The 25908-nt window shown below is 55.5% G+C and carries 21 protein-coding genes; 9 read left to right on the forward strand and 12 right to left on the reverse strand.

Going from position 1 to position 25908, the window contains the following annotated elements; translation table 11 throughout:
* The first annotated feature begins 12 nt into the window (after nucleotides 1-12).
* From KOE80_RS09510 to KOE80_RS09525, 4 genes are all read left to right on the forward strand, one after another.
* Nucleotides 13-729, forward strand: a complete 717-nt coding sequence (locus KOE80_RS09510) for a hypothetical protein (RefSeq protein WP_226348981.1) — start codon at nucleotides 13-15, stop codon at nucleotides 727-729.
* Between the two features lie 107 nt (nucleotides 730-836).
* The gene (locus tag KOE80_RS09515) at nucleotides 837-1889 is read left to right on the forward strand and encodes a hypothetical protein (RefSeq protein ID WP_035272103.1); all 1053 of its coding nucleotides are present in this window, start codon (nucleotides 837-839) and stop codon (nucleotides 1887-1889) included.
* 12 nt (nucleotides 1890-1901) lie between these two features.
* Nucleotides 1902-2426, forward strand: a complete 525-nt coding sequence (locus KOE80_RS09520) for a MarR family winged helix-turn-helix transcriptional regulator (RefSeq protein ID WP_226348982.1) — start codon at nucleotides 1902-1904, stop codon at nucleotides 2424-2426.
* Between the two features lie 175 nt (nucleotides 2427-2601).
* Nucleotides 2602-5430 carry a M16 family metallopeptidase gene (locus tag KOE80_RS09525; protein WP_226348983.1) on the forward strand — a complete coding sequence of 943 codons (2829 nt, stop codon included), beginning with the start codon at nucleotides 2602-2604 and terminating at the stop codon, nucleotides 5428-5430.
* Nucleotides 5431-5534: 104 nt separating this feature from the next.
* Here the strand turns inward: KOE80_RS09525 and KOE80_RS09530 are convergent, their stop codons facing one another.
* The 10 genes from KOE80_RS09530 to hrcA form a co-directional block, all read right to left on the reverse strand.
* Nucleotides 5535-7310: a bifunctional serine/threonine-protein kinase/phosphatase gene (locus KOE80_RS09530; RefSeq protein ID WP_226348984.1), complete on the reverse strand. Its 1776-nt coding sequence runs from the start codon at nucleotides 7308-7310 to the stop codon at nucleotides 5535-5537.
* Between the two features lie 108 nt (nucleotides 7311-7418).
* On the reverse strand, nucleotides 7419-9074 hold the full coding sequence (locus tag KOE80_RS09535; RefSeq protein ID WP_226348985.1) for an OFA family MFS transporter: 1656 nt from the start codon (nucleotides 9072-9074) through the stop codon (nucleotides 7419-7421).
* Between the two features lie 114 nt (nucleotides 9075-9188).
* Nucleotides 9189-9659 (reverse strand): HPP family protein, encoded by a 471-nt coding sequence (locus KOE80_RS09540; protein WP_226348986.1) that lies wholly within the window; start codon nucleotides 9657-9659, stop codon nucleotides 9189-9191.
* Nucleotides 9660-9748: 89 nt separating this feature from the next.
* The gene (locus KOE80_RS09545) at nucleotides 9749-10954 is read right to left on the reverse strand and encodes an NAD-dependent formate dehydrogenase (protein ID WP_226348987.1); all 1206 of its coding nucleotides are present in this window, start codon (nucleotides 10952-10954) and stop codon (nucleotides 9749-9751) included.
* A 396-nt stretch (nucleotides 10955-11350) separates the two neighbouring features.
* A complete protein-coding gene (locus KOE80_RS09550; protein WP_226348988.1) occupies nucleotides 11351-12307 on the reverse strand; it encodes a LysR family transcriptional regulator in 957 nt (318 codons plus the stop codon).
* A gap of 586 nt (nucleotides 12308-12893) precedes the next feature.
* The gene (gene dnaJ, locus KOE80_RS09555; protein WP_009459542.1) at nucleotides 12894-14027 is read right to left on the reverse strand and encodes a molecular chaperone DnaJ; all 1134 of its coding nucleotides are present in this window, start codon (nucleotides 14025-14027) and stop codon (nucleotides 12894-12896) included.
* A gap of 102 nt (nucleotides 14028-14129) precedes the next feature.
* On the reverse strand, nucleotides 14130-16055 hold the full coding sequence (gene dnaK, locus KOE80_RS09560; RefSeq protein ID WP_035272098.1) for a molecular chaperone DnaK: 1926 nt from the start codon (nucleotides 16053-16055) through the stop codon (nucleotides 14130-14132).
* 185 nt (nucleotides 16056-16240) lie between these two features.
* A complete protein-coding gene (gene grpE / locus KOE80_RS09565; protein ID WP_009459546.1) occupies nucleotides 16241-16831 on the reverse strand; it encodes a nucleotide exchange factor GrpE in 591 nt (196 codons plus the stop codon).
* A 116-nt stretch (nucleotides 16832-16947) separates the two neighbouring features.
* Nucleotides 16948-18033 (reverse strand): ferrochelatase, encoded by a 1086-nt coding sequence (gene hemH, locus KOE80_RS09570; protein WP_035272097.1) that lies wholly within the window; start codon nucleotides 18031-18033, stop codon nucleotides 16948-16950.
* Nucleotides 18034-18096: 63 nt separating this feature from the next.
* Nucleotides 18097-19110, reverse strand: coding sequence for a heat-inducible transcriptional repressor HrcA (gene hrcA / locus KOE80_RS09575; RefSeq protein ID WP_009459549.1), 1014 nt, complete (start codon nucleotides 19108-19110; stop codon nucleotides 18097-18099).
* Between the two features lie 127 nt (nucleotides 19111-19237).
* On the opposite strand from hrcA, the gene KOE80_RS09580 reads away from it, so the two are divergent.
* Together KOE80_RS09580 and recN are read left to right on the forward strand one after the other, a co-directional pair.
* A complete protein-coding gene (locus KOE80_RS09580; RefSeq protein ID WP_009459550.1) occupies nucleotides 19238-20137 on the forward strand; it encodes an NAD kinase in 900 nt (299 codons plus the stop codon).
* A 6-nt stretch (nucleotides 20138-20143) separates the two neighbouring features.
* Entirely contained in the window at nucleotides 20144-21793 is a 1650-nt protein-coding gene (recN, locus tag KOE80_RS09585; RefSeq protein ID WP_226348989.1) for a DNA repair protein RecN, read from the forward strand.
* Nucleotides 21794-21968: 175 nt separating this feature from the next.
* Here recN and fur read toward each other — a convergent pair whose 3' ends face one another.
* Nucleotides 21969-22424, reverse strand: coding sequence for a ferric iron uptake transcriptional regulator (gene fur / locus KOE80_RS09590; RefSeq protein ID WP_035272094.1), 456 nt, complete (start codon nucleotides 22422-22424; stop codon nucleotides 21969-21971).
* A gap of 113 nt (nucleotides 22425-22537) precedes the next feature.
* Between fur and KOE80_RS09595 the strand changes: the two genes are divergently transcribed.
* The 3 genes from KOE80_RS09595 to KOE80_RS09605 all read left to right on the forward strand — a co-directional run bounded on the left by KOE80_RS09595 (nucleotide 22538) and on the right by KOE80_RS09605 (nucleotide 25150).
* The gene (locus KOE80_RS09595) at nucleotides 22538-23038 is read left to right on the forward strand and encodes an outer membrane protein assembly factor BamE (RefSeq protein WP_196784070.1); all 501 of its coding nucleotides are present in this window, start codon (nucleotides 22538-22540) and stop codon (nucleotides 23036-23038) included.
* Between the two features lie 25 nt (nucleotides 23039-23063).
* Nucleotides 23064-23855: a 4-hydroxy-tetrahydrodipicolinate reductase gene (gene dapB / locus KOE80_RS09600; RefSeq protein WP_026483245.1), complete on the forward strand. Its 792-nt coding sequence runs from the start codon at nucleotides 23064-23066 to the stop codon at nucleotides 23853-23855.
* 476 nt (nucleotides 23856-24331) lie between these two features.
* A complete protein-coding gene (locus tag KOE80_RS09605) occupies nucleotides 24332-25150 on the forward strand; it encodes a sterol desaturase family protein (protein ID WP_226348991.1) in 819 nt (272 codons plus the stop codon).
* Between the two features lie 14 nt (nucleotides 25151-25164).
* On the opposite strand, the gene KOE80_RS09610 is transcribed toward KOE80_RS09605, so the two are convergent.
* On the reverse strand, nucleotides 25165-25887 hold the full coding sequence (locus KOE80_RS09610; RefSeq protein WP_226348992.1) for a GntR family transcriptional regulator: 723 nt from the start codon (nucleotides 25885-25887) through the stop codon (nucleotides 25165-25167).
* Nucleotides 25888-25908: the final 21 nt, after the last annotated feature.

Raw genomic sequence — 25908 nt, forward strand, 5'->3', positions numbered from 1 at the left:
ATGGAGTAAGTCATGACTAGAAAGACACGTTTTGCATCCAGCGGGATCATGTTGCTCAGCCTGACAGCCAGCCTGTTTTCGCTGACCGCGCAGGCCCAAGTTCTAGAAAGCAGTCTGGGCAACTTGGGAAGGGCGGTTGACAATCTTCTTCCCCTTGAACTGGAACCGACAACAACACTACTGGGTCAGGGCCTGGACAACTCCGTTCTAGAGTACGTCGATTTTGAGGTGACGTTTGAAGTTTTGCACAATCAACTTCATTCCTGGCTCAAGCCGGGGCAGGTGTTAAGCCCCGCGCTGCAGTTGGCACATGAATCACTCGACTCTCTGGGTGACACCGTGGCTGCTACCGATTTGCCCTTGCAAGCAGGACAGGCTGCATCGGGACTGCTTCATGGCGTAGGCGATGCCGTTCTCAGTACAGGCGGCCTGCTCTACGACGTCCCTAATGAACCTAATCCCCTGACGTCCATATTGGGACATGCAACCAACGGGATTGCTGCGGCTACAGACGCTTTACTTCAAGGGAATACTCTTTTGTCTCCCTTGCCAACCTTATCACCCGACTCGGCCCCACGAACAAGCCTGAATACGGGAACCACCGATGGTCTGCTTGCCCCCGTCACGAATGTCCTTGTCGGTCTTAATGGAAATGGAGACACCAGCAATGGCGGCCTTCTGGCCCCCGTAACCGGGCTACTCGGTGGTTTGCTGGCCCCCCCTCGCTGAACAAGACGGGCGAATGGGGCCCGCACCGCCCTCTTCCTGAATCCCGGGACTTCTCGCATCGCTACCTGAAATGGCTAAGCAATCCTGAACACTAGATGGAGTAAGTCATGATTACAAAGATACGCTTTGCATCCAGCAGGATCATTTTGCTCGCTATTACGACCAGCCTGCTTTCGCTGTCAGCCCAGGCCGACATACTTAGCCCTCAAGCCCCTGAGTCTCCCGCACAATTGGAGATTAAGGAAAGTCTTATCACATTCAAAAGCTCAGCTAGTCAGCCCGGCGCATTCCAAAAAACTCTAGGCGATCTTGCACTGACAGCCGACCAGCTCACGTCTTTTAAAACATACTATTTGGCAACCCATGCCGGTGAGGTATTGGATGAAGGAAGCATATTTCTTAATATGACTGTCGACGACTTAAGGAGACTTCGTGTCCTTGACGCTTCCACCCGCATGCGCGACGCCCTAGATCTCGGCTATCTCATATTAGAAGGCGGCAATAAAATTGCTATCACTCTTGAGGAAGGGCTAGCAATTTTCTTGGACACAGTGGAAAGTGCTGACCTGACGCCCATTGTCCGTGAAGGCTTAATCGCCAACTTGCGCCGTATTGCTCACAGTGCGGGCATCCAATTCAATGGTCCCCTCGTTACCGCTCCCGCTCCTATGCCGAATCAAGCGACAGACGGAACCCATGGGAAAGCAATTTCCCCCATCCAGAATACGGATATTTTGATGCCTCTTCTTGGCTCATTGAGCCCCGGAAACAATGGCAACAGCGGATTATTACCCCCTCTCGCTAATGCAGTCGATGGCTTAGGTCATGGAGCCGAGAGCCACGATGCTTTATTGGCTCCCATTACAAACTTAGTAAGCGAGGTGAGCACCGGGTTGAACGGCGATGCTATAGCCAATAATGGCTTATTAAGCCCTGTCACTAGTAGCCTAGTCAGCAGTTTAAGTGGTGGCCTAGCTGGAGGCGAGACAGCAAACCGTGGACTCTTGACTCCGGTGACTAACTTGGCCGCCGGTTTGGTCGGCGGTTTGCAAGGTGGAGTAAGCCCGGAACAAGGGGCAAAAGGAGGCACCACCAATAACGGCCTGCTGACCCCTGTCACGGGCCTGGTCAGCGGACTGCTGGGCGGCCCACCCCGCTAAGGACTTGTATATATGTCCGATAAGCGGCCCCTTACCAAGAACTGGATTGCCCCCTATCCTCAAGAGGAGGTTTTGTCAGGGCATATGCGAGGCGACATTGTGCGCATGATGGTGCGTCAGTTCGATGTCTATATGGAAGCCAACAAGCACGAACTGGCACAAGAAGCGGGCCTGAGCCTGAACGAATACAAGGCACTGGAATTTGTACTGGAGCTCAAACACTTGTCGCCGGGCAGGCTGGCCCAGCTCCTGCACCTTAGCCCTAGTGGCAACCACGCCCTGATTACCCGGCTGGAGCACGCTGGTTATCTGACTCGCAAGCCACACCCTCGCGATGGACGCATGACTTGCCTCTACCCCAATCAGGAACGATGTAAACGCCTGATCGCCAATATGGAACACGCTGCGCAGCACATTATCAAGGCCACTGCTCAGCACAATCCGGGCCAACTGGCCGCCTTGCACGAGTTTTTGACCGGCAGCATCGGCCATCTCCGTCATGATGCGCTGCACAGACTCAAGCGCAAACCTGACTGAAGATCAGGGACCGGTTTCTTGCTGTTTTGCCCACCAGTACCCCTGGTGGGCTTTTTTTCGATGGTGCAGGACATTTGCAAGAGAAGTCGCCTACCCAGCCAAACGGCCCCATGCTACAAAAGACACTGGTCGGCTTGGCTGGCTTTTTCATCGCTAAAACCGTAAGGATGTGTTCATGAAACTCTCTGTACTGATTGCCGCCCTGCGCCTGCGCCATCTTGCAGGGGCTGCGTTGCTGTCCAGTTCGCTGGCAGCCTATGCCCTGCCCGCAGGTCTGGCCCAAGGCCCCTCTGTCGAAGGCGTCACTCAATACACTCTGGACAATGGCCTGCGCCTTGTTCTGGCCCCAGACGATTCCAAACCCACGACCACCGTCAACATGACGTACCTGGTCGGCTCGCGACACGAGAATTACGGGCAAACCGGCATGGCTCACCTGCTGGAACACATGCTGTTTCGCGGTACGCCCACCTTGCGCAATGCGCTGGGTGAATTCTCCAAGCGCGGCCTGGAAGCCAACGGCACCACCTCCAGCGACCGCACCAATTACTTTGCCAGCTTCGCCGCGGATCCCGAAACCCTGAAGTGGTATCTGGACTGGCAGGCCGACGTGATGGTCAACGCCCTGATCGACAAGCAGGATCTGGAAGCGGAAATGCCCGTGGTGCGCAATGAAATGGAAAGCGGTGAAAACAGCCCTTTCCGTGTTCTGATGCAAAAGCTGACAGCCGCTGCCTACCAATGGCATAGCTACGGCAAAACCACGATTGGTGCTCGCTCCGACGTGGAAAACGTGGATATTGAACAGCTGCGCAAGTTCTACCACGACTACTATCAGCCCGATAATGCCGTGCTGTTTGTGACCGGGCAGTTCGACACCGAGCAAACGCTGGACAACATTGCCAAAGCCTTTGGCTCCATCCCCAAACCCACTCGCACGTTGCGCCCCGAATACACGGTTGAACCCGTACAGGACGGCACACGCACGGTGACCTTGCGCCGTCACGGTGGTGCACCGCTGATCATGTCGCTGTATCACCTCCCCAGCGCAGCCAGCCCGGAGTACATGAGCTTGAGCCTGGGTATCAGCGCTTTGGGCGACACCCCCAGCGGCCAGCTGTACAAGAATCTGGTCAACAAGAACCTGGCCACCAGCGTATTCAGCTTTGATTCCGAAAGCCACGATCCGGGCTACGCCCTGTTTGGTGCCGAGCTGAAACCCGATATGGATCAGCAAAAGGCCTTGAAGGCCATGAATGACACGCTGGAAGGCTTGGCCAAGTCCCCGCTGAAAGATACGGATCTGGAACGCATCCGCAGCCAGTGGATGACGGGCTGGACACAAACCTATGCCAACCCGTCCAGCCTGGCCAGCGCGCTATCTGAAGCAGCAGCCAGCGGCGACTGGCGTTTGTTCTTCCTGCAGCGCGACCGGGTAGAAGCCGCCAAGCTGCCACAAGTTCAAAAGGCCCTGGAGACCTGGCTGGTCGCCAGCAACCGCAGCAATGGTTTGTACATCCCCACGGAAAAACCGCTGCGCGCTCCTGAAGCCACCACGGTTGATGTGGCCAAGCTGGTGCAGGACTACACCGGCAAGGACGGTAGCAAGACGGTAGAAGCCTTTGATCCTAGCCCGGCCAACATCATGGCTCGCACCGATCTGCAGCCCTTGTCCTTGGGCAAGGATCTGGGTGAAGTGAAAATGGCACTGCTGCCCAAGGGCACCCGTGCTGAACGCGTGGAAGCGCGCTTGTCCTTCAAGTTTGGCTCGCCTGATCAGCTCAAGAACCAGACCGCTACCGCCGCAGCTGTCGCCAGCCTGCTGAGCACCGGCACCAAGAAACTGAACCGGGAACAGATTTCCGACCAGTTCACCGCCATGCAAACCCAGTTCAGCACCAGCGGCTCCAATGGTCGCTTGTACCTGACGCTGTCCTCCAACCGCGAGAACCTGCCTAAAGCTATTGCTCTGGCGCTGGACGTACTGCGCAACGCAAACTTCCCCGAAGACGAGCTGAAGAAATATCAACAAGCCGTGGTAACCGATCTGAAATCGGCCAGCACCGAGCCTGCTGCTTTGGCAAGCCAGACGATTGAACGCTATACCAACCCATGGCCCAAAGACGATATCCGCTACACGCCCAGCTTTGAAGAAGGCATAGAGCGAGTCCAGGCGGTAAGCATCAAACAGGTGCGGGACTTCCACCAAAAGTTCTACGGTACGGGTGATGTCGCCTTTAGCGCCGTAGGTGACTTTGACAAGAACGAGGTTCGCAAGGCCTTGGCTGATGGCTTGAAAGGCTGGCGCAAAGCCCCGGCCTACCAGCGTCCTGACAATCCACTGCAAACCGTGACTCCCAAGGTCTTTGACATCAACACCCCGGACAAGGCCAACGCTTTCTATCTGGCGGATCTGGGCCTGAAACTGCAAGACAGCGATGCCGACTTCCCGGCTGTCTATCTGGCCAACTACTTGCTGGGTCTGTCCGAGACCTCGCGCCTGTGGAACCGCGTGCGTGTGGAAGATGGCCTGTCCTACAACGTGCGCAGCCAGGTAGATGCGTCCAGCTATGAACCCAATGGTACGTGGACGGTCTATGCCATTCACGCCCCCAGCAATAGCGAAAAGCTGGGCAAGACCATCGACGAAGTGCTGGCGCAAACACTGAAAGATGGCTTTAGCGAACAAGAGGTCAAGGAAGGCGCGAATGCCTTGCTGAACTACCGCCGCTTGTCGCGCAGCCAGGACACCGTCGTCAGCAGCGCCTGGTTGAATTACCTGGATCTGGGCCGCAGCTTTGAATGGTCGGAAAAGATGGACCAGGATCTGCAAAAACTCAATGCCGAACAGGTCAATGCCGTTCTTCGCAAATACCTGAAGCCCAAGGAAATGGTAGTGGCAATTGCTGCTGACCATGAGCGTCAGAAGCAAGGTGCTGCGGCTCCTGAAGTTGAGACAACAGAGCAAGCACCAGCGCCAGCTCCACTGGATGCCCAACCTTGACCCTTGAGTCCACAGGAGCGACCCGGCGGTACAAAAACCCGCCTGGGTCGTGAACTGATCTCATCAAGTTGGATAGTTAGAAAGCTAAAGGCCTGAGTCCAGTACTACACGGACTCAGGCCTTTTATCCAGAACCACAACAGAAGCATTGTCCGGCGCCCCCAATACCAAGACCTGCGCGATGATTTCATCCGCCGCCTTCTGTGCCGAATCACATTTCACGACTATTGCCGCTGCCATTTCGGGTGACATGACCTCAAAGACACCATCCGAAGCCAGAATCAGAAAGCGGTCATCCGGGTGGATTTGTACCTGTCGAATCTCGGGCTGATGACTGATGATCGGGGAAAACCCAGGAAGGCCTAATGCCCGGCTCAAGGCAATGCCGTGCTTTTGTCCAAGCTCAGGCGCAAATACCCGCAACGGCCCCCACGCAACCACTTCACCACTATCCAGTTCCTTCTGTTCCCGCCTGATTTCACCGCCTTGCTGAACAATGCGCTTCGCTTCTTGTTCACAATCGGGATGATGTGCTTGCATCAAGGGAAGACATGACAGAGTTCCATCACCTTCCAGACCGCCGCTTTGCAAGCGCCAGATGGGTGAATCTCCCACCCAGGCGGCAATCAGCTCATCTTTTTTCAGTACCAGGACACTTGCCGTCGTTCCGCAGGTGACCAAAGGATCCAGACGGCGCAGTGCCGTCTGAACATCCTCAAAAACCTGAGTAATCGATACGGCAGCATCTGCTTGCTCTGCCAATGCATTGGCCAGCACCAAAGGCAAACGCCGCGCTACATACTCACTGCTGCGGTCACCCCTCATACCATCACAAACGCAACATATCACGCTGTCTTCTGTCTCGACGATAGATATAGCGTCTTCCATACGCTTGCGCACTTTGCCCACTGTACTTGCCAGACCAATACCGACAATCCCCGTGTCCTGCTCTCTAGCCGGATGAAAAGAGCATGCCTGCTCCCCCACCCCACCAATGCACAAGCTGTCCCGTATTTCCATGAAGGTTGGCCTTTGCGACGGGTCATCCAAGCAACAACGACGCGCCAGCTCTTCCAACTGTGGATTCCTGTATTCCCAATGAGGGCGATACCCCTCATGGATGACCCGATAAGAAAACTCCGTACGGGACAAAGCACCCGGCATGCCCGTCGCCACATTGCGATAGGGACGAGCACCGCCATGCAGCACTTCGAACATCAAGATTCCAAAGGCATAGATGTCAACCCGATGATCATAGGGTGCTGCCCTCAATAGCTCTGGTGCCATATGGAACAAGGACCCTACCGGCTCCTGGATGCTGTCTCCTTCCGGTAGATGCACCGCCCGGTCGAAATCGGATACCTTGACCCGCCAGCGAGATGGGGCACCGTCGTCTTTCCCCTCTACGGGAAAGACAAGAATATTCTCGCTTTTCAAATCCCGGTGAACCAGACCGGCTGCATGCAGACATGCCATGGTCTCTGCGATCTGCAATAAAAAAGGTATTGCAACCTCAGAGCTTGCTGCATCCAGGACCTGCCCTCGATAGCGATCAAACAGAAATTGCTCCAAGGTGCCGGTATGAGAGCGTTCCATGACCCTGACAAGATAGTCCTGTGTCGCAGATATACCGAGCATGCCTACCACACCCGGATAATTACCCGCCGACAGCCACCGAGCATAAATATCGATTTCATGCCAGGCCAGCACTGATTTCTCCCAATGGCTGAACTTGAAAATCTGCGATGGCTGGTCCTCATCAACAACAAGCAAGCCTTTATTGGGTAATTGCCTCCCCTTGGGTGGCGGGGTCTTATCGAAAAAGGGAACAGATACAGAATGCCCCTGATACGAAGGCAGATCCATCAACACGCGGGACATAGATTCTCAGTATGAAAACGGGTTCATCCGTGCAGTGGCAGAAATAGCAGACAGCAAGGTCAACAACAGGGATGCCGCCCAAGCGGCTCCCATGCGAACTTGCATTTATCAATTGAACAGGGCCATGGTTTTCTGCAAGGTCATCCACACGCCCCACAGCAATGGGATCCCGACAGCCGCCCAAGCCAATACGGCAGGCAGGTCAAACCGTCCCTTGTCGATACCGGAAGGTCCATTGGTCTCTTGAACGGCATCATTCTTTCGTTCCCTTGACTGTATTTCTGCCAGTTCCTGCGCAGACATGAACCATTTTTTGTCCAGTGGCTTGACCATCGCATTCGCCAGCAAGCCCAGAGCAAGAAACCCCGCCAGGATATACATCGTGAAGTCATAAACCTGTGCCCGAGGAATGCCTGCTGCAATCTGTGCCTCACGCAAGTAATTCACGACAACAGGGCCCAGAATGCCGGCACTGGCCCATGCTGTCAGCAAGCGCCCATGTATGGCTCCGACGAACTGTGTGCCGAACACATCCGCCAAGTAAGCCGGTACCGTCGAGAACCCACCGCCATACATGGAAAGAATGATGCAAAGCATGGCAACGAACAGCACTTTATTGCCCATACCTGCAACAGTGGGCACCATGGCATACAGAACAATGCCCAGCGCAAAGAAAATGAAATACGTATTTTTGCGTCCCAGACGATCAGAGGCCGAGGCCCAGACAATACGTCCGCCAATATTGAACAGTGACAAAAGGCCTGCGAAGCCAGCAGCAATCGCTGCCACAGCCCCCAACTGTTCACCCGACAACTCGGTGAATGAAAGATTGGGCTGACCAATCAATTTCCCGGCAAAAATTTCCTGCAACATGGGCGAGGCCATGCCTATCACCCCTATGCCCGCAGAAACATTAAGGCAAAGAACGACCCATATCAGCCAGAACTGCCGTGTCTTGTGGGCATTTCGCAAATGCACATGGTCCTGGGTAATCAGCGTGTTGCTTTGCACACGTGGTGTCCACCCATCCGGCTTCCAGCCAGCGGGCGGAACACGATAGCCGAACGCCCCGCACAGCATGAATACGAAATAAATGGCCGCCATGACCAAAAAGGTTTCCCACACGCCAACGGCTGTCGATGTAGCGAAATAGTGCATCAATCGATCTGCCAGCGGCGCACCGATCATCGCCCCGCCACCAAACCCCATGATTGCCATGCCCGTTGCCATGCCCCGACGATCAGGAAACCATTTGATCAAGGTAGAAACAGGAGAGATATAGCCCAATCCCAGCCCGACTCCGCCAATGAAACCGGACCCCAGCCACATCAGCCATAACTGGTGAGTCATGATCCCTATGGCCGCAATAACCATGCCACCACACCAGCACAAAGTAGCAACCAGCCCCGCTTTGCGCGGCCCGGCAGTTTCCAGCCATCCGCCCCAAATTGCCGCCGAGGAGCCCAACAAAACAAAAAATAGCGTGTAGATCCAACCCAGGTCGGAGACACGCCAATCACAACTGCTGGTAAACAAAGCCTGGCCCAGGCTCATGCCTTCGCAAACCAGTGGACTGCTGACACCAATCGCTTGTGACAAGGGCAACCAGAATACGGAAAACCCATAGGCCATCCCGATACAAAGGTGGATGGCCAATGCGGCTGGCGGAACCAGCCATCGATTGAAACCGGGTTTGGCAATGATGCGTTCACGTGTAAGCCATCCGGGTACCTCTGCTCGCCCCGTCTCCTGCGCAACTGTCATGTCTCCTCCTCATTCGGACTTCATGCCCGATATGTCAGGGTGTCACTGCACGGGTTCTGTCCCCTGCCAGTGGCACGACCTTGTTGTCTTGCACATAGGCTGTCTGTCTTGTGCTCAAGCAGGATAGGCGCGCTTTGAAACCAGCTTGTGGTAGAGCAATCCCATGCATACCAACAGGATCGAGCCCACCAATATGGGAAGCACCAGGAACTGCCATCCTGCTCCAATCGCCATCACTAACAGAGGGTTGCCACCTGCAGGCGGATGGATGCTGCGACTTATCTGCATCACGGCGATCGCCAGTCCAACGCCAATCCCCATCGCCAAAATGCTGTTTCCAAGAACAGTCAAGGTCAGCAACCCCACCAATGCCGACAGGAAATGCCCGACGATGACATTTTTAGGTTGGGCGACCGGCGCTTCTGGCAAGGCAAATACAAGTACACAACTGGCCCCGAATGGCGCAATCAACAACATCAGTTCTGTCGCCTGGGTCAGTCCAGCCAGAATCCAGATCGCCAAGGCTCCCCCCAGCCCGGAGATCAATGCAATAGAGCCCCTTTTCAACACATTGTTTGTAACCACGCCATCTCCTCTGCCTGCGTTTTCAAGTTTTTTTAGGCATACCAAAAATGGCGTCCGCCCGGTTTCGAGCGGACGCCATCTCTGCCTGACTACTTAACGCTCTTGAACTTGGCAGCCTCCTCCGAGCCGCCCGTCGCATTCCCCTTGGAGTAGGAATGCGCACCCACACCGGCCAGACCGCCACCCTGCACGATCAAGTATTCATCCCGGATAGGACGGCCTTCGAAATGGCATTCCAGAATTTCTCTGGTACCAGCCGCATAACGGGTCTGGGCTGACAAGGACGTCCCGGAAATATGAGGAGTCATGCCATGATGCGGCATAGTGCGCCATGGGTGATCCTGAGGGGCGGGCTGCGGGAACCAGACATCGCCCGCGTAACCTGCCAGTTGACCGGACTCCAGAGCGCGCGCAATAGCGTCACGATCGCAGAGCTTGCCACGTGCGGTATTGACCAGATAAGCACCACGCTTGAACAACTTCAAGGTCTTATCGTTGATCATGTGCTCGGTTTCTGGATGCAGGGGGCAATTGAGCGTCACCACGTCGCAAACGCCATACATCTCTTCGCGCGTGGCATGCCAGGTCAGGCCCAGTTCCTTTTCCACCGATTCGGGCAGGCGATGACGGTCGGTGTAGTGCAGATGCATGCCAAAGGGTTTGAGGCGCTTGAGCACGGCCAGGCCGATACGTCCAGCTGCCACCGTCCCCACATGCATACCCTCCACATCGTAGGAACGCGACACGCAATCGGCAATATTCCACCCGCCCTTGATGACCCAGTTATAGGAAGGAATATAGTTGCGCACCAGACCGAGAATCATCATGACCACATGCTCGGCAACGGAAATCGAATTGCAGTAGGTCACCTCCGCGACGGTTACCTTGTGATCAATTGCCGCCTGCAAGTCCACGTGATCCGAACCGATCCCGGCTGTCAGGGCGAGCTTGAGTTTAGGTGCCTTGGCAATCCGTTCCGCAGTCAGGTAGGCGGGCCAGAACGGTTGAGAAATGATCACCTCCGCATCATGCAGATGCTTTTCCAGCTCCGAGTCCGGACCGTCCTTGGACGATGTCACGACGAACTCGTGCCCCAGGGACTCCACATATTTCCTTAACCCGAGTTCGCCTGAAACCGAACCCAGCAAGGTACCAGCCTTGAAATCAACAGACTTCGGCGTAGGCAATGTCTGCCCATCAGGATAGCGATCGATTTTTGGCAGATCATCACGCGCATAGGATGCGGGATATCCATCTACTGGATCGTCATAAAGTACGCAAACAACCTTGGCCATGAGATTTCCTTCCTGGTTGTGAAGCACTTGCGACAGCACTGCTGAGCCGATTTCTGGGCGCACACGTCCCACGCATCAAGCCATGAGTTTGATGCGGATAATCGGTAGTAGTGTGATTAGGCTAATGCCGCAAATGCTTCTGGTTTAGATTAGCCGTCTTGAATGAGACAGAGCCAAGGTACCTGCCTCACCATTCGAGCGTCTAATGGATAATTTCCAAGAATCGATAGAGAGCGCCAATGAAGCTGCATGACAGCAAGACGACAAAGCGCCAGTACATCCCTGCTATGCGGTATTTAGACCAGATCCTTGCTGCAATGCAAAAACATGCTTTTTCAGGGGCATGCAGGGTTTCCCATAGGTCCTGAAAGCGGCCTCGTCACCCAAGTGAATCGCTTATTGAGAGTGAGAAGGCGGCTCGTCATCCGACCAGGGCACGTCCGCTTCAATTGCCATCCTGAACTGGTGTTCGATCTCGGCATTTTCCGCACAAGCCTGCAAGGCGCACGCCATTGGTGACTGAGGAGAGCGGTCCGACAACACCAGCCCTATCTGTTGCTGATGGGAAGGATTGACCAAAGCACGCAAGACGAATCCCTGAACCCCGCGAAACACAAAGCCAAACGTATGGGGCACGATGGCGCACCAAGTTCCACTGCGCAGATGGGAGGCAATTCCCAGGAATGAATTGCAAACTACCTTGGGGTGCAGCTTGACGCCCGCCTTGGCAGCAATGCCATCCAGTATCCGGCGATTCTGCATATCGTTGGTCAACAGGCACAGTGGCTGACCCACCGCATCGGCCCAACTGACTGCCTCGGCCTTGGCCAAAGGATGATCGACATGACAAGCAAACACATATCGCTCGTCATACAGAGGAAAGCAGCGAACATGTTCCAGTGGTTCATTGTCCAGATAGGTGATCCCACCATCGATATCAAAATTATTCAGCGACAGTTGAATAAGCTTGGATGGCATGGAGCGGATTTCTATGGACGCCATGGGATGCCGCTGCTCGAACTGCTGGGACAAGAAAGAAACCGACGGCATCGCAGCGGGGATGACCCCAAGCCTGACTGTTCCTGTCAGCCCCCCCTTTTTTCCACTCAAGTCATCCTTGAGGCTATCGTAATTGGCAAGAATCTGCCTGCCCCATTGCAATACGCTTTCCCCTTGAGGTGTCAAGGACATGAAACGATGACCTCGAATGATCAAGGCCAAATTCAGGTCCTCTTCAAGCTTACGAATAGCTTGTGACAAAGTCGGCTGGGTGATATTGCATATTTCAGCCGCGCGGCCGAAATGCTGTGCTTCGGCCAATGCGACGAAAAACCTCAAGTGTCGGATAAGCATTTGTCTCCCCAATAGTGTTCAACGTACACGTCTTCACCATGCTTGGCTCCCATGCTGGAACACAAGCGCGGACACAACAGATCACAAACCCTCAGCTTGTTCAGCCTCCCTCTGAACACCTGATCCTGCAATGACACGACAGCCATGCAGGAATGGGATTTGTCGTTCAGATCAAGCGTTCCCAATGATGATCAGGATATTGAGAAAAACGGTGGGCCCTGGATTTCAATGGGTGACGAGTGAGATACCGATCTGTCCGCCTGACAGCATAATAATAAAATTTATTATTAATCAAACTTATATACGTCAAGCACCTTGTGCGGACACACGCCATGACACAAGGTGGAGGACTATTGGAGGAGCCACACGCCTCTCCAGCCCTTATGGCCAAGTATTTATTTATTAATCTGTTTGATGGCCGTTCGCGGAAACAAGCTGATCTGAAGAGCTTGTTCGGAATCTTGTACCGAAAAGTACGGAGGGCGTTTCTGAATAGCCCTGTTTGAAGGCCTGCTGCCTGCCCCACGCAAATGCCAGGGGCAGAGCAACAGTACCGGGCTTTTTATTTAGCTTTCCCTTGCAGGATTCAGGAGAAGAAACCCTTCACCTTGTCCGTCCAGGATTCGCTTTTGGGCGAGTGCTTGACGCCACCATCGCTCAAGGCCTGTTCAAACTGACGCAGCAATTTCTTTTGCTCTTCGTTCAGACGTACAGGTGTCTCGATTTGAATGTGGCAGTACAAGTCACCGGGGTAGCTGGAACGCAAACCCTTGATACCCTTGCCACGCAAGCGGAAGGTCTTGCCCACTTGGGTGCCTTCAGGGATGGTGATTTCGCCACGCCCTGTCAGGGTAGGCACTTCCACCGTTCCGCCCAAGGCCGCCGTGGTAAAGGGGATGGTCAGTTCGCAATGCAGGTCCTCGCCATCACGCTGGAAAATACCGTGCGGCTTGATGCGGATTTCCACATACAAGTCACCGGCAGGACCACCGTTAACGCCAGGCTCACCATTGCCACTGGAGCGGATGCGCATGCCATCATCAATACCGGCTGGAATCTTGACCTGCAAAGTCTTGGTCTTCTTGACCTTGCCTTCGCCGTGACACACCACGCAGGGATCAGGAATTTCCTTGCCGCTACCGTGACAGGTCGGGCAGGTTTGCTGCATGCTGAAAATGCCCTGCTGCATACGGACCGCGCCACTACCTTGGCAAGTGCGACAAGTCTGTGCAGAGGTACCGGGCTTGGCACCCGAACCCGAGCAGGTTTCGCAGTTTTCCCAGCTTGGTACACGAATTTCAGTATCAAAACCGGCTGCTGCCTGCTCCAGGCTAATATCCAGCGAATAGCGCAAGTCCGCGCCACGGTAAACCTGAGGGCCACCGCCACGACGTCCGCCGCCACCACCAAAGATTTCGCCAAATATATCGCCAAAGGCGTCTGCAAATCCGGCCCCGCCCATGCCGCCACCCATACCGCCCATGCCGGCATTGGGATCGACTCCGGCATGACCATAGCGGTCATAGGCTTCGCGTTTCTGTTCGTCGGACAGGATCTCGTACGCTTCCTTGGCTTCCTTGAACTTTTCCTCGGCGTCCTTGCTATCCGGATTACGGTCAGGGTGGAACTTCATGGCCAGCTTGCGATACGCCTTGCGGATTTCATCCTGCGTCGCATTTTTGGCCACACCGAGAATTTCGTATAAATCGCGTTTTGCCATGTTTGATTAACGACGTCCAAACGCCGCTGTTTGAATAATAATGCCCGATCTCCAGCGTATGCCGCCAAAGATCGGGCCAGGGAACCTTATTCAGGCTCGCAATTACTGATCGCGTTTGACTTCTTTAAAGTCAGCGTCGACCACGTTCTCGTCGGCGGGCTGCTGGGCTGTGCCTTCAGCACCTTCTTGTGCTGCGGCTTGAGCCTGCATGTCGGCGTACATCTTCTCGCCCAGTTTCTGCGAGGCCACACCCAGTGCTTCCACCTTGGCGTCGATGGCTTCCTTATCGCCTTCTTTCAGAGTTTCCTCCAGATCAGCGATGGCCTTTTCGATGGCTTCTTTCTCTTCCGCTTCCAGCTTGTCGCCGTAGTCCGTCATGGACTTGCGGGTGGAGTGAATCAAAGCCTCGGCCTGGTTGCGTGCAACAGCCAGCTCAGCGATGCGGTGGTCTTCTGCTGCGTTGACCTCGGCATCTTTCACCATGCGCTCGATCTCCTCGTCGGACAAACCGGAGTTTGCCTTGATGGTGATCTTGTTCTCTTTGCCTGTGCCCTTGTCTTTGGCGGACACGTGCAAGATACCGTTGGCGTCGATGTCGAAGGTCACTTCAATCTGTGGCAGGCCACGTGCTGCTGGTGGAATGCCTTCCAGGTTGAACTCGCCCAGAGCCTTGTTACCGGCAGCGATTTCACGCTCGCCCTGGAACACCTTGATGGTCACAGCAGGCTGGTTATCGTCAGCCGTGGAGAACACTTGCGAGTGACGCGTAGGAATCGTGGTGTTCTTCTGGATCATCTTGGTCATGACGCCACCCAGGGTTTCAATACCCAGGGACAGAGGAGTCACGTCCAGCAACAAGACGTCAGTACGATCGCCGGACAACACGGAACCTTGAATGGCTGCACCAGCGGCAACAGCTTCGTCAGGGTTGATGTCTTTACGTGGGTCACGGCCAAAGAACTCTTTAACGCGCTCTTGCACCTTGGGCATACGGCTCATGCCGCCGACCAGGATCACGTCGTCGATTTCCGAAACCTTCACGCCAGCATCCTTGATGGCAACACGGCAAGGCTCGATCGTGCGTTCGATCAGGTCTTCAACCAGCGCTTCCAGCTTGGAGCGAGTGATCTTCAGGTTCAGGTGCTTGGGACCGGAAGCGTCTGCCGTGATGTAAGGCAGGTTGATTTCGGTCTGCTGCGTGGAAGACAGTTCGATCTTGGCTTTTTCAGCGGACTCTTTCAGGCGCTGCAAGGCCAGCACATCCTTGGACAGATCAACGCCGCTTTCTTTCTTGAACTCGTCGATGATGTAGTCGATGATGCGCTTGTCAAAGTCTTCGCCACCCAGGAAGGTGTCACCGTTGGTGGAGAGCACTTCAAATTGCTTCTCGCCGTCGATATCGGCGATTTCGATGATGGACACGTCAAACGTACCGCCACCCAAGTCGTACACAGCGATCTTGCGATCACCCTTGTCAGCCTTGTCCAGACCGAAAGCCAAAGCTGCGGCGGTAGGCTCGTTGATGATGCGCTTGACTTCCAGACCGGCAATGCGGCCTGCGTCCTTGGTTGCCTGACGCTGGCTGTCGTTAAAGTAAGCAGGCACGGTAATCACGGCCTCGGTTACTTCTTCGCCCAGGTAGTCTTCGGCGGTTTTCTTCATTTTGCGCAAGATGTCGGCGGACACTTGCTGAGGTGCCATCTTCTTGCCTTGAGCTTCCACCCATGCGTCGCCATTGTCGGCGGCAGTGATGGTGTAAGGCACGTGCTCGATGTCTGTCTGAACTGCCTTTTCAGTGAACTTACGACCGATCAAGCGCTTGACAGCGAAGATAGTGTTGGTGGGGTTGGTGACCGCCTGGCGTTTGGCAGGAGCGCCAACCAGGATTTCGCCATCCTGCATGTAAGCCACGATGGAAGGGGTCGTACGACCGCCTTCGGCATTTTCGATAATACGAACCTGGTCGCCATCCAACACCGATACACAGCTATTGGTGGTTCCAAGGTCAATACCAATGATTTTGCCCATGATTTTTTACCTGACTAAAAGATTGATTGCGAAAGCAAATTATTTGATGAAATGCATATGGGGAACTCTGCGTGCATTTCAAGAGCAATGGCCTTATTTTTTTACTGTGCCAGCGGCTGATCCGAAAAAGCAGTCAAAAACGCCTTGCTTCCGGACAGCCTGCGCGCACAGACAGGCTGGCTCTATTACTTGGGGGCCGACACCATCACCAAGGCTGGACGCAGCACGCGATCCGAAATGGTGTAGCCCTTTTGCAGCAACTGAGCCACTGCACCTTCTTCAAACTCCGAAGGCACGGCCGAAATGGCTTGGTGCAGGTGCGGATCAAACTTGTCACCGGCTTGTGGAGCCACTTCTTTCAGGTTGTTGCGCTCAAAAGCCTTGTTCAGTTGACGCAAGGTAGTTTCCACGCCTTCTTTCCAGGCGTCCGTGCTTTGCTCGGTCTGGGCCAGAGCCGCTTCCAGGCTGTCACGCACGGGAATCAGGCTTTCAGCAAAGGACTCGGTACCGAACTTGCGGGCTTTAGAGACATCATCCTCCGCACGGCGGCGAATGTTTTCCACTTCGGCCTTGGCACGCAGCAGTTGGTCGTAGTACTGCGACACTTTTTCCTGGGCCTGAGCCAACTCGGTGGCCAGATCAGCCGAACTTTCTTCGGGCTGCTGAGCCAAAATCTCTGGCTGCTCGTGCTCGGGGGTGCCCTGTTGTGCCTGTTCAGGCGTGTTTTCCGTCACTTCCCCGTCCAGAGGCTTATTGGGATCGGCATGTGTAGCCATTCGATGTATCTCCACTACAGAATTCGTTGATCGCATAAAAATGGGGGCATCTGCCCCCAGTTCAAGACCCGCCCGCATATTTTGCTGGCCAGTCCCTTGGAAAACGTCCAATACCGCTATCCGGCTGGCACCAGACGACTGGGCAACCAGCCTCCCAGATGTTGCACGGCCAGCCGTCCCAGACCCTCAATCCATTGCGGATCGTCATTCAGGCAAGGTATGTAATGGAACTCGCGGCCACCTTCTTCCAGGAAAGCGTCGCGGCATTCCACCTGGATTTCTTCCAGCGTCTCCAGACAATCGGCCAGAAAACCGGGGCAGACGGCATCCACACGCCCCACGCCCTGCTTGCCCCATTCGCGCAAGGTGGGCTCGGTATAGGGTTCCAGCCAGCGCTGCGCACCAAAGCGACTTTGAAATGCCATATGCACTTCTACAGCAGGCTCATCTAGCGCCGCACGCAAGGCATCCGCCGTTTCACGGCAGTCACGGTAATAAGGGTCGCCCAGCTCCACGCAGCGGCGCGGCAAGCCGTGAAAGCTCAATAGCAGGCGCTCTGGCTTGCCATGTTCATCCCAGTAGCGGCGTATCTGTGCCGCCAGCGGGCCAATGTAGTCCGGGTGCGTATGGTAACGCTTGAGGAAGCGCAGCTCAGGTTGATTGCGCTGTTTTCCAAGGTGCTCCGCCACGCAATCCACCGCCGTAGCCGTGGTGCTGGCTGCATACTGCGGATACAGGGGCAAGCTCAAGATTCGTTCGCAGCCCGCTGCTTTCAATTTATCCAGACCACTGGCAATGGACGGGTTGCCATAACGCATACCCAGCTCCACCTTCACATCATGGCCTTGCGATTGCAGCAGCTCTTGCAGCCCATCGGCCTGTGCCTGGCTGTAGACCAGCAAGGGCGCACCTTGTGGCAACCAGATATCCTTGTAGCGCGGTGCCAGCTTGCTGGGGCGGCGAGGCAAGATGAACAGACGCAGAATAATCTGCCAGAGCGGCTGAGGGATTTCAATGACACGGGGATCTGACAGGAATTCACCCAGGTAGCGGCGAATGGACGCAGCATCGGGCTGGTCCGGCGTGCCCAGATTGACCAGCAAAATACCGATGGGCCCGGCCTCGCGTACCGGAGCCTGATCATTGAACATATCGGCGTCCTGAGCTTCGGGCAAATAAGGAGAAGCAAACAACTTGGGCATGATGATTAGTACGTTAGACAGCCAGATTGCCTTCAGCCCAACAACAGACTGAAGGTCCAAACCTTAACTGGCAGAGTGATGGCTCAAGGCATTGGACAATAGCCGGGCCGTAATGTCCACGATAGGAATCACACGATCATACGCCATCCGCGATGGCCCGATCACACCCAGCGTCCCCACGACCTTGCCATCCACGCCATACGGCGCGGTAATGACGGACACATCATCCAAAGGTAAAAGCTGCGAATCTCCGCCTATATAAATTTGCACGCCATCGGCCTGACTGGAGACATCGAGCAAGTGCAGCAGATCGGTTTTCTTCTCGAACAAGGAAAACAGACGGCGCAAACGGTCCATGTCCGCCACCATCTCGGTCACGTTCAACAGCTTGCTTTCACCGGCGATGACCACCGCTTCTTCGCTATCGGGCTGATGGCTGCCCACATCCACCGCCTGTTGCATCAGGCGCGAAATGTCCGCCTGCAAGGAGCTGAGCTCCTGCGACAAGGCCAGCTTGACCGACTCGAAGGACATGCCCGAGAAATGCTGATTGAAAAAGTTGCTGGCCTCGACCAGCTCCTGCTCCAGATAGTCGCGCGGGACAAACAGGATGCGGTTTTGCACATCACCATCCGGCGTGACGATAATCAGCAACACCCGTTTGTCAGACAGGCGAATAAATTCAATCTGCCTGAAAGTCTGGGCTTTTTTCGGCGCCAGCACCACACCGGCAAACTGCGACAGATTCGACAGCAAGGAAGCGGCAGAACTGACCGCCCGGTTGGGCTCGTCAAAAGGCAGGTACTGGCTAAGGTTGCGTGCATCGGGCCGCTCGAAACGCTCGGCAGCCAGGAGGCGATCCACAAACAGGCGATAGCCTTTGGGCGTAGGAATGCGCCCCGCCGAGGTGTGGGGGCTATGAATCAGGCCCAGGCCTTCCAGCTCGGCCATCACATTACGAATCGTGGCCGGGGAAAAATCAAAAATGGTCGATAAGGTACGGGACCCTACCGGCTGACCATCGGCGATGTAACGCTCGATCAGCACCTTCAACAAGGCATTTGCTCTGTCATCCATGTCGCGTACGTCACTTAAAAACACCAGCTCTGCATGATAAAGGGGAGAATCTTACAGCCAAGCCTAGAGTGGCAACTCTATAATCCACTGATCGCCATTATTTCATCAATCATAAGGTTTTCGCCCCATGCATTTCAAAACGGTTGCCATTGTTGGCAGATACCAGGACTCCGGCTTGGATGCGCCCATCCGATCGCTGGCTAAAACCCTGGTCAACACTGGTTGCTCGGTGCTGCTTGAGGCCACAACCGCCCAGAATGCCGGTATTACCGAATTCCCCATCGGCGATTATGCCCAAATTGGCGAGCGCGCCGATCTGGCTATCGTGATGGGCGGGGATGGCACCATGATAGGCGCTGCGCGCGAATTAGCCCACAGCAAGGTTCCCCTGATCGGGATCAACCACGGCCGCCTGGGCTTCATTACCGACATTCCCCTGGATGACGCCAACGACGCCTTGCTGCGCGTGCTGAAAGGCGAATACGACATTGAAGAGCGCTCCATGCTGGAAGGCCGCGTGGTGCGTGACGGGCAAGTGCTGTATTCGGGCGTGGCCCTGAACGATGTGGTCATCAACCGTGCCGGGCGCGGCGGCATGATCGAGCTGCGTGTCGAGCTTGACGGCGTATTCATGTACCGCCAGCGCTCCGACGGCCTGATCATCTCCACCCCCACGGGCTCCACGGCCTATGCGCTGGCGGCCAGTGGTCCCTTGCTGCACCCTTCCCTGAAGGCATTTTTGCTGGTCCCCGTTGCTCCGCAAACCCTGTCGCACCGCCCTATCGTGCTACCCGACACAGGCACCCTGAACTTGACCATTACGGCTCTGGGCCGGGTGGAATCGGGTGGCAGCGTGCACTTTGACATGCAAACCTGGTCGGACTGTCAGCAGGGAGACCGCATTGACGTGCGTCGCTCCCAGGACACCATTCGCTTTATCCATCCCAAGGGCTACAGCTTTTTTTCCACCCTGCGTCAGAAGCTGGGCTGGAATCACATCCCTTTGCCTAACGACGAAAACGAATAAACCCCTATGCTCCGTACCCTGCACGTTCGAGACTTTGTGATCGTGGATCAAGCCACGATTGATTTCGACTCCGGCTTCACGGTTTTTTCCGGGGAGACCGGCGCTGGTAAATCCATTCTGATTGACGCGCTCTCCCTGGTGCTGGGGGCACGCGGCGATGCCAAAGCCATCCGCGAGGGCTGTCCGCGAACAGAAGTCAGCGCGCACTTCGATTGTGAACAAGACATTCAGAGCTGGCTGAGCGAGCGTGACTTCGATGTCGCGGACGAGTTGATCTTGCGTCGACTGATCGACCTGCAAGGTCGCAACCGCAGCTACATCAATGGCAGCGCTGCAACCCTGACTCAGTTGCGCGAACTGGGTGAATTGCTGGTGGATATCCACGGCCAGCACGCTCATCAAAGTCTGATGAACCCTCAAAGCCAATACGATCTGCTCGACAGCCAAGGCGGCCATTTACCCCTGGCGCGCCAAGTGGCGCAGTCCTGGCAGCAATTGAGCCAGGCACGCAAAGCCGTCGAACAGGCCAGTCAAAGTGCTGAGCAGGGCAAACGAGAGCAGGAGCGTCTGGAGTGGCAGATCAACGAGCTGTCCAGCCTGAATCTGCGTGCTGGTGAATGGGACCAGTTGCAACAAGAACACACCCGCCTGTCCCATGCCCAGGCCTTGATTGACGGCAGTGCCTTGGCCCTGACGGCTCTGGATGGCGAGGAAACCTCGGTACAGCAACTGCTGGGCAAAGCGAGCCACGAAATGAGCGCCCTGCTGCGTCATGACCCAGGCCTGCAAGCGATTGTGGACGCCTTGGAGTCGGCACAAATTGCCGTCACCGAAGCAGCTTCGGACTTGAACAGTTATCTAAGCGATATGGAGCTGGACCCCGAACGTCTGGCGCAGGCAGAAGAACGGGTTTCTGCCATTTTCAGTGCCGCACGCAAGCTGAAAGTGGAGCCCGAAGAACTGCCCAGCCTGCTGGAAACCTGGCAGGAACAGCTGGCACAGCTGCAACAGTCTTTTGATCTGGAAGCCTTGCAAGCCAAGGCTCAGCAGGCTGAAAAGCAGTACCAGGAGCTAAGTAGCAAGCTAAGTGCCGCAAGACGCAAAACCAGTGTGCAACTGAGCAAACAGGTCAGCCAGGCGATGCAGTCCATGGCCATGCAAGGCGGTCGCTTCGAGGTCGCCCTGACCGCTTGCACACCTCAGGTTCACGGCGCAGAGCAGGTGGAGTTTCTGGTGGCTGGTCACGAAGGGGTAACGCCACGTCCGCTGGCCAAAGTGGCCTCGGGTGGTGAGCTGGCCCGAATTTCCCTGGCACTGTCTGTTATCGCCAGCCAGGCAGCCCGCGTGCCTACCTTGATTTTTGACGAGGTGGATACGGGTGTCGGTGGCGCGGTGGCCGAAGTGGTGGGACGCTTGCTGCAAGAGTTAGGGGCACGTCATCAGGTCTTGTGTGTGACCCACCTGCCCCAAGTGGCCGCTTGCGGCAACCATCATTTGAAGGTCGAGAAAACGACCGAGCAAGGTCAGACCTTTTCCTCTATCCGTCCTTTGACGCAAGACGAACGCGTGGACGAAATCGCCCGCATGCTGGGTGGTCTGGAAATTACACAAACAACGCGTGAACATGCGCGGGAAATGCTGGCACGTCAGCGTTAAGCAATTTTGAAACGCAAGCTAAACCACCAGCGCCGAAGCAGCTGGTGGTTTTTTTGTATCCAATCGTGAGGCCCTATGATCCGGATCTGATTGTTCTTTGAATTTTCAGGATGCCGCCCTGGCTATCCTGCCCCCAATCATCAGATCCCGCACCGGCGGACCTTCTACAAAGGGATTAACTGCGCAAGGTAGGCTTGGCCTGCTTGCCTGCTTCCGAGCACTTGGGGCAAATGCCGTACAGCAGCATGGTATGGCTCTCCAGCACAAAACCGTGGTCTTTGGCGACCTGGTGCTGGCGGGCTTCGATATTGCTGTCGGTAAACTCTTCCACAACGCCACAATTGGTGCAGATCAGGTGATCGTGGTGATCGCCATCATTCAGTTCAAAGACGGCTTTGCCGCCGTCAAACTGGCTGCGCACCAAAATGCCGGCTTGCTCGAACTGGGTCAACACACGGTAGACCGTGGCCAAACCAATATCGACTTCTTCGGCAATAAGCAGGCGGTATACGTCTTCAGCGCTCAGGTGGCGTTGACCGTCCTGGTCGGAGCGGCGAAAAATATCCAGAATCTTCAGGCGCGGAAAAGTCGCCTTAAGCCCCATGTTCTTCAGTTCATTTTGATCGTTCATGGCTAAATTATCGCATCTTGATGGGGATGGATCTCAAGTCCGTCCTGGTTGAAAACCAGCTCGTCTTGAGGCGGTTCAATGCGCAATTCATGCGCTTTTTCCTAAACCCTTATATGATAACGATTTTATTCCTACTGGGGCATTTCGTGCAGAAGAAGGCCAATTCATTCACTCCTGTCATCCGCGCCATACTCGCAGCCAGCCTGGCTGCCGCCGCCCTGAGCGCTTGCGGATCCTCTAAATGGGGCTTCCCATACCGCGCCGACATTCAGCAGGGGAACTGGATCACTGCCGAGCAAGTGGCCCGCCTGCAATCGGGGATGACACGCGAACAGGTTCGTTACCTGCTGGGTTCGCCCACCTTGCAGGACATTTTCCACGCCGACCGTTGGGACTACCCTTACCTGAACAAGCCTGGCTACGGCAAGAGCGAGCAGCGCACCTTTACCGTCTGGTTTGAAGGCGACACTCTGGTTCGCTGGGAAGGCGACGAGCAACCTGACCGCCAGCCCTTCGAGCGCAGCGACACAGGCAAGAAACACACCCCGCCCCCCGCTGACGCCGACCAAGCCGCCCCAACACCCAGCGTGAGCGGCAACCAGCCCACGCTTTAAGCTTTACGTTAAGGACACTGGATACATGCGCATTGCCATTGCTGGCGCAGACGGCCGTATGGGCCGTATGCTGATTGAAGCTGTTTTGAACAGTACCGACCTGACACTGGCCGCGGCCTTGGACCACAGCGGTTCCAAAGCCATTGGTCAGGATGCAGGAGCCTTTCTGGGTAAAGACACAGGTATCAAAGTCACGGACGACCTGAACGCCCTGGCCCAGGCAGATTGCCTGATCGACTTCACCCGCCCTGAAGGCACCATGGCCCATCTGGACGCCTGCATGCAGCACGGCACCCGTCTGGTCATTGGCACCACCGGTTTTTCCGAAGCAGAGAAACAACAGATTCTGGCGGCTGGTCGCGAGATTGCCATTGTCTTCGCCCCGAACATGAGCGTAGGCGTCAATGCCACCCTGAAGTTGATTGAAATGGCGGCTGCCTTGCTGAACCAGGGCTACGACGCCGAGGTGTTTGAGGCCCACCACCGCAACAAGGTGGATGCGCCATCGGGGACAGCTCTGGCTATGGGCGAAGCCATTGCCAAAACCTGGGGTGAATCCCTGAACGATGTCGCTGACTGGGCCCGTCACGGCCACACCGGTGCCCGTCAGGATGGCCGCATTGGTTTCTCCGTCGTCCGTGGTGGCGATATTGTGGGCGACCACACCGTTTTTTTCTGCGGCGAAGGCGAGCGCATCGAAATCTCGCACCGCTCCAGCAGCCGTGCTGGCTATGCCAACGGCAGCCTGCGTGCAGCCCGTTTCCTGGGCGATAAAAACACTGGCCTGTACAACATGCAAGACGTGCTGGGCCTGTAAGTTCCTGACTTGCAAACGCTCTGACCAAAAGCCGGCTTTCGAGCCGGCTTTTTTTATCTTCGCTTAACAGAGCCTCCTCCTGTTGGCTACTTTCCGAAAGTGGCCACTCTGGATTGATCTGACCAGCACCTATCCCTTTGCCTTTGCCTTTGTCCCTACTCTTTACCTTGCTTTGTCCTTCACTCGTCCTTTCCTCTCCTGCTCCAGCCTTGATCCAGTGTGTCCCGTCTTGTCCCTTCCCAACTCGCCTCATCACAAAAAAAGCAGCTCCAAGTTCGCCAGTAAAACTGCAAAACCAGCCCTGAACCTGACCTGAAAAACTGCTCCACCAAACGCTCTGGCGTGTTCTCCCCTTAAGTCGCCCCCTTGTCACATTCCCTCCCCCCTGTTTTCCCTGCTTGACGCAGAAAAAAATATCACTAATATGTTAGTTGGATATTTAAAGAATAAACCTTTTCCCGCAGGAGACAACCGACATGATGAGCGAACGCCAACGCAAGTTCCGAGAGGACTACAAATCCAACATCAGCCCCGCCTACAACGGCATTGTTCACGTGGTAGTGACCTACATCGTGGGCTTGGCAGCGATTTACTACAGCATCACCCAGCTAGGCCCGGTAGGTTGGGAATGGCTGATTGTGATCCCCGTTTTTCTGGCGGGTAATTTTGTTGAATGGGCCATGCACCGTTATGTGATGCACCGACGCATCAACATCATTGGCTTGCGGGAAATCTACGAACGCCACACCCGCCAGCATCACCAGTACTTCACCGACAACGAAGCCACAATTGATTCCAGCAAGGAGTTCCGGATTGTGTTTTTCCCCTGGCGCGTTCTGGCCACGTTGGGGGTAGGCGGCGGGATTCTGGGCTGGCTGGCCGCAACCATCACCAACCCCAATGCAGGCTATTTTGTATTCATGACCATGGTGGCGCAGTACCTGGTGTACGAGGCCTTTCACTACTGCTGTCATGTGCATGAGAACAGCTTTGTACGCAATATGCCCTTCATCAACACCATTCGCCGCCACCATACCGCCCACCACAATCAGGGCATCATGATGAAGTACAACATGAACCTGACGTTCCCGATCGCCGACTGGGCCATGGGCACTACGGATCTGCGTCGCGGTCTGCTTGGCCACCTGTTCAATGGCTATAGCGAAAAGCACGTCAAGGAAGAGCTCAAGCCCATTATTCGCCGTTTCCGTTTTGAAGATACCGGCGACACCACGGACGGCCCGGCCTTGAAAAAAGAAGAGGCCCACGCCCTGGAGCGTGGCCTGGCCAGCTAAGGCCCTGACTGTACTTACAAGCTGGAAATCAGGGTCGTGCGGGCGAGTTCTTCGATGTAGTCCATCAAGAGATCCAGGCTTTGACCGGCCTGGTCCATATCGCCCCCGGCAATGGACATCGCCAAGTTGGCATGCAGTCTGCCCATCTCCGTTAAATCCGGATTTTGCTGATAGTGGCAGAACCAGAAACGACGGGATAGCCCATGTGTCAGACGCATCGCTGCCTCGGCAAACTCATTGCGAGCCGCCTCGATTTCCAGCTCATTCAACCGTCGATCTGCCCGGATAAAACTGACTTCATCGTTCTGGGTGGCTGCTTCCAGGAAAGCATCATGCAAGCTCTTGAATTGCTCGCGTTGACCGCGTGTCGCCCGTTTGGCCGCACTACGGCAGATCAGACGCTCGATCTCCCGTCGCGTCTCGATCAGGCGCAGTTGCTTGGGCATGTCCAGCTCTGGAATCAACAGCCCACGCTGCGGCAAGACCAGCATCAAATGTTCGCGTGCCAGCCGTTGAATGGCCTCCCGAATCGGCGTGCGGCCAATCTCGAACATCTGGCTCAAGGTCAGCTCGGAAACGATGCTGCCCGGCGGCAGCTTCAGGGTAATGATGGCTTCTTCCAAACGCTCATAAGCAATGTCTGTGAGCTTGGGCTTGGGTTCCGTCAAGGCCTTGATGTCCAGCACCTCATCTTGAGCCTGCCCTTTTCCCGCTACCTTCCGCTTGCTTGTAACCATGCTGACCCTGCCTTTAAAACG

Origin of the sequence: Alcaligenes sp. 13f, assembly GCF_020496585.1 — a bacterium.
Classification (GTDB): domain Bacteria; phylum Pseudomonadota; class Gammaproteobacteria; order Burkholderiales; family Burkholderiaceae_B; genus Alcaligenes; species Alcaligenes phenolicus.

What these genes read in the sequence shown, in the direction of transcription:
- KOE80_RS09510 (WP_226348981.1), top strand. Translation starts at nt 13, where the DNA reads ATGACTAGAAAGACACGTTTTGCATCCAGCGGGATCATGTTGCTCAGC.
- KOE80_RS09515 (WP_035272103.1), top strand. Translation starts at nt 837, where the DNA reads ATGATTACAAAGATACGCTTTGCATCCAGCAGGATCATTTTGCTCGCT.
- KOE80_RS09520 (WP_226348982.1), top strand. Translation starts at nt 1,902, where the DNA reads ATGTCCGATAAGCGGCCCCTTACCAAGAACTGGATTGCCCCCTATCCT.
- KOE80_RS09525 (WP_226348983.1), top strand. Translation starts at nt 2,602, where the DNA reads ATGAAACTCTCTGTACTGATTGCCGCCCTGCGCCTGCGCCATCTTGCA.
- KOE80_RS09530 (WP_226348984.1), bottom strand. Translation starts at nt 7,310, where the DNA reads ATGTCCCGCGTGTTGATGGATCTGCCTTCGTATCAGGGGCATTCTGTA.
- KOE80_RS09535 (WP_226348985.1), bottom strand. Translation starts at nt 9,074, where the DNA reads ATGACAGTTGCGCAGGAGACGGGGCGAGCAGAGGTACCCGGATGGCTT.
- KOE80_RS09545 (WP_226348987.1), bottom strand. Translation starts at nt 10,954, where the DNA reads ATGGCCAAGGTTGTTTGCGTACTTTATGACGATCCAGTAGATGGATAT.
- KOE80_RS09550 (WP_226348988.1), bottom strand. Translation starts at nt 12,307, where the DNA reads ATGCTTATCCGACACTTGAGGTTTTTCGTCGCATTGGCCGAAGCACAG.
- dnaJ (WP_009459542.1), bottom strand. Translation starts at nt 14,027, where the DNA reads ATGGCAAAACGCGATTTATACGAAATTCTCGGTGTGGCCAAAAATGCG.
- dnaK (WP_035272098.1), bottom strand. Translation starts at nt 16,055, where the DNA reads ATGGGCAAAATCATTGGTATTGACCTTGGAACCACCAATAGCTGTGTA.
- grpE (WP_009459546.1), bottom strand. Translation starts at nt 16,831, where the DNA reads ATGGCTACACATGCCGATCCCAATAAGCCTCTGGACGGGGAAGTGACG.
- hemH (WP_035272097.1), bottom strand. Translation starts at nt 18,033, where the DNA reads ATGCCCAAGTTGTTTGCTTCTCCTTATTTGCCCGAAGCTCAGGACGCC.
- hrcA (WP_009459549.1), bottom strand. Translation starts at nt 19,110, where the DNA reads ATGGATGACAGAGCAAATGCCTTGTTGAAGGTGCTGATCGAGCGTTAC.
- KOE80_RS09580 (WP_009459550.1), top strand. Translation starts at nt 19,238, where the DNA reads ATGCATTTCAAAACGGTTGCCATTGTTGGCAGATACCAGGACTCCGGC.
- recN (WP_226348989.1), top strand. Translation starts at nt 20,144, where the DNA reads ATGCTCCGTACCCTGCACGTTCGAGACTTTGTGATCGTGGATCAAGCC.
- fur (WP_035272094.1), bottom strand. Translation starts at nt 22,424, where the DNA reads ATGAACGATCAAAATGAACTGAAGAACATGGGGCTTAAGGCGACTTTT.
- KOE80_RS09595 (WP_196784070.1), top strand. Translation starts at nt 22,538, where the DNA reads ATGATAACGATTTTATTCCTACTGGGGCATTTCGTGCAGAAGAAGGCC.
- dapB (WP_026483245.1), top strand. Translation starts at nt 23,064, where the DNA reads ATGCGCATTGCCATTGCTGGCGCAGACGGCCGTATGGGCCGTATGCTG.
- KOE80_RS09605 (WP_226348991.1), top strand. Translation starts at nt 24,332, where the DNA reads ATGATGAGCGAACGCCAACGCAAGTTCCGAGAGGACTACAAATCCAAC.
- KOE80_RS09610 (WP_226348992.1), bottom strand. Translation starts at nt 25,887, where the DNA reads ATGGTTACAAGCAAGCGGAAGGTAGCGGGAAAAGGGCAGGCTCAAGAT.